General features: G+C 61.4%; 5 protein-coding genes. 3 read left to right on the top strand and 2 right to left on the bottom strand.

Features of this window, described 5'->3' with window-relative positions; translation table 11 throughout:
- Positions 1–138, top strand: a 138-nt coding sequence (locus tag HP546_RS31610) for a hypothetical protein (protein ID WP_172233265.1), incomplete at its 5' end; no start/stop codon positions are given.
- A gap of 55 nt (positions 139–193) precedes the next feature.
- Here HP546_RS31610 and HP546_RS29655 read toward each other — a convergent pair.
- Positions 194–346, bottom strand: a complete 153-nt coding sequence (locus HP546_RS29655) for a DUF3309 family protein (RefSeq protein WP_013971433.1) — start codon at positions 344–346, stop codon at positions 194–196.
- Positions 347–565: 219 nt separating this feature from the next.
- On the opposite strand from HP546_RS29655, the gene HP546_RS29650 reads away from it, so the two are divergent.
- Positions 566–1,375, top strand: coding sequence for an SDR family oxidoreductase (locus HP546_RS29650; RefSeq protein WP_172233263.1), 810 nt, complete (start codon positions 566–568; stop codon positions 1,373–1,375).
- A gap of 119 nt (positions 1,376–1,494) precedes the next feature.
- Entirely contained in the window at positions 1,495–1,683 is a 189-nt protein-coding gene (gene csrA / locus HP546_RS29645) for a carbon storage regulator CsrA (RefSeq protein WP_172233261.1), read from the top strand.
- A 32-nt stretch (positions 1,684–1,715) separates the two neighbouring features.
- On the opposite strand, the gene HP546_RS29640 is transcribed toward csrA, so the two are convergent.
- The gene (locus HP546_RS29640) at positions 1,716–1,943 is read right to left on the bottom strand and encodes a YheU family protein (protein ID WP_054900489.1); all 228 of its coding nucleotides are present in this window, start codon (positions 1,941–1,943) and stop codon (positions 1,716–1,718) included.
- Between the last annotated feature and the right edge of the window lie 10 nt (positions 1,944–1,953).

Below are 1,953 nucleotides of genomic sequence, written 5' to 3'. Positions count from 1 at the left end.
GCCATCGCCTTCGCCAGCATCTGGTTCTTCTCGGTCACCGACAAGTCCAAGGCGGCTGATGACGAACGGGCGCTGTTCTACCCGCAATTCGTGCGGTCGCAGACTGGCCTGGGCGCTTCGGGGGCTGTTTCGCACTGATTCGCCGGGCAATAAAAAAACCGCGCTCAGGCGCGGTTTTTTTATTGGTTCAGGGCTAGATCATGCCTAATAACAACAACACCAGCAGGACCACCAGCACTACGCCAATGATGCCGGACGGGCCATAGCCCCAGCTGCGCGAGTGCGGGAAGACTGGTAAGCCACCAATCAGCAGCAGGATCAGGATGATGATGAGAATCGTGGTCATGACGGAGTCCTTGCGTGGTTGAGGGTCAAGGGCCTCGGACTGCTGGCCTCTTGTAAGTTCGGACTGTTGCCGCTTGTGAAAGATTCCATTGATGTGCGCCGACACCGGCCTCTTAGCAGCACAGTCATGCTCCCCCATTCACTACCCTGATTAACCCTGCTGACCCCCCGGCCCTTGTTTAGACTGCCTCCATTGCTCATCAGAACAAGGCTAGCCACCATGCAAAACCGCATCATGATCACCGGCGCCGGGTCCGGCCTCGGTCGCGAGATCGCCCTGCGCTGGGCACGTGAGGGCTGGCGCCTGGCGTTGGCCGATGTCAACGACGCCGGCCTGGGCGAAACCCTGGAACAGGTTCGCGCGCTCGGTGGCGAAGGCTTTGTGCAGCGCTGCGACGTGCGCGACTACAGCCAGCTGACTGCCCTGGCCCAGGCCTGCGACGAGAAGTTCGGCGGCATCGATGTGATCGTCAACAACGCCGGGGTCGCCTCGGGCGGGTTCTTTGCCGAACTGTCGCTGGAAGACTGGGACTGGCAGATCGCGGTCAACCTGATGGGCGTGGTCAAAGGCTGCAAGGCCTTCCTGCCGCTGCTGGAGCGCAGCAAGGGGCGCATCATCAACATCGCCTCGATGGCCGCGCTGATGCAGGGCCCCGGCATGAGCAACTACAACGTGGCCAAGGCGGGCGTGCTGGCGCTGTCGGAGAGCCTGCTGGTCGAGTTGCAGCAGCTGGAGGTGGCCGTGCATGTGGTGTGCCCGTCGTTCTTCCAGACCAACCTGCTGGACTCGTTCCGCGGGCCGAACCCAGCCATGAAGGCGCAGGTGGGCAAGCTGCTGGAAGGTTCGCCGATCAGTGCTGCCGATATTGCCGAGTATATCCACCGACAGGTCGCCGCCGGCGAGTTCCTCATACTGCCGCACGAGGCCGGGCGCCAGGCGTGGCAGTTGAAGCGCGAGGCCCCCGAGCGGCTGTACGAAGAGATGGCCGAAATGGCGGTAAAAATGCGCTCGAAAGCCCAATCGCGCTGACCTGTCTGTAGGGCAATTTACCCGCAAATGTAGGGCGCTTCTGATTCGCAGTAGAGCTATTGAGTAGCCAAATGCTTACGAGGCAGGCTCCGGTTTTCCCTTTGCAGGAGGATCGGAACATGCTGGTAATAGGGCGTGAAGTAGGCGAGATCATCGTGATTGGTGATGACATCCGCATCATGGTGGTGGAGACGCGGGATGGCGTGGTGCGCTTGGGGATCGATGCCCCGCGCGAGGTGCAGGTGCATCGGGCCGAGGTGTACAAGCGCATCAAGGAAGGCGAAAAGTGCAAGACCCGAAGGGCCTGATGTCGCCTGTACCCGCTTGGACACCCGTGCTGTCAGTCGAGCAGCTCGCGCGGCACATCATGCTTGGCAAGCAGCTGGCACTGCTGGCTTTCCAGGTCGAACAGGATGAACGCCTGGCCCTTGGCCAATGCCTGACGAACCCGCAGCACGCGGGTTTCCAGCGGGGTGTCGTCGCCGTTGTCGGTGCCGTCGCGGGTGACGAAGTCCTCGATCAGGCGGGTAAGGGTTTCGGCTTGCAGTTGTTCGTAGGGGATCAGCATGGTGTGACTT

Origin of the sequence: Pseudomonas sp. CM25 (assembly GCF_013179705.1) — a bacterium.
In the GTDB taxonomy this organism is placed as follows: domain Bacteria; phylum Pseudomonadota; class Gammaproteobacteria; order Pseudomonadales; family Pseudomonadaceae; genus Aquipseudomonas.
This window is presented reverse-complemented; position numbering and strand designations above follow the sequence as displayed.